1 pseudogene is annotated in these 713 nt (G+C 60.6%); it reads right to left on the bottom strand.

Annotated features, from left to right (window positions below):
• Window positions 1–713: pseudogene (locus DK871_RS28425) on the bottom strand (RHS repeat protein); the annotation flags it as partial.

The following is a 713-nucleotide window of genomic DNA, read 5'->3' as shown; positions in this document are numbered from 1 at the left end:
TTGTTGTCCGGTAGGCACAGGTTTTTCAGCTGGCCGCAGGCGTCGTAGCCGTAGCGCAGGGTGCCCCAGCCTTGGTGCTCGGCGGTGAGGCGGTTTTGGCGGTCGTATTCGTAGGCCAACGCCCACTGGCCGTCTTCGACGCTGAGGAGGTTGCCTTGGCGGTCGTAGGCATAATCGATAATGCTGTTATCGGGGAGGTTTTTTCTTACGAGGCGACCGGCGTGGTCGCGCTGGTAGCGGGTGATTAGCTGACTGTCATCGTCGCCGTATTCGGTTTTTTCCAGGAGGTGGCCGTTGAGGTCGTAGGCGTAGGCGGTGCGCTGGCCGTCGAAGCCGGTTTCCTGGCGGATCAGGCCGTTGGGGTGGTAGTCGAGTTGGTAGGTTTCGCCGGCTTCGTTTTCGATCTCGGTGAGGAGCAGCCGGGCGTTGTCGTAGCGGTATTTGACCTGGGTGCCATCGGCGTTGAGGCGGCGGCTGATCAGGTGCAGGCCGTCTGCGTATTCGTAGCGGGTGACGTGGCCGAGTTCGTCGCGTTCGGCGATGATTTTGCCGTAGGGGTTGTAGCTGAATTCTCTACAACCACCCCCGGGCTGGATCAGTTTCAGCAAACGCCCAGCAGCGTCCCACTGAAACTGGGTCTGCGCGCCGTGTTCATCCTCACGGGCGATTTGCCTTCCGCGGTCGTCATAGCGATAACGCTTGATCCCACCATT

It is taken from the genome of Pseudomonas sp. L13, assembly GCF_009935965.1.
GTDB classification, from domain to species: domain Bacteria; phylum Pseudomonadota; class Gammaproteobacteria; order Pseudomonadales; family Pseudomonadaceae; genus Aquipseudomonas; species Aquipseudomonas lactis.
This window is presented reverse-complemented; position numbering and strand designations above follow the sequence as displayed.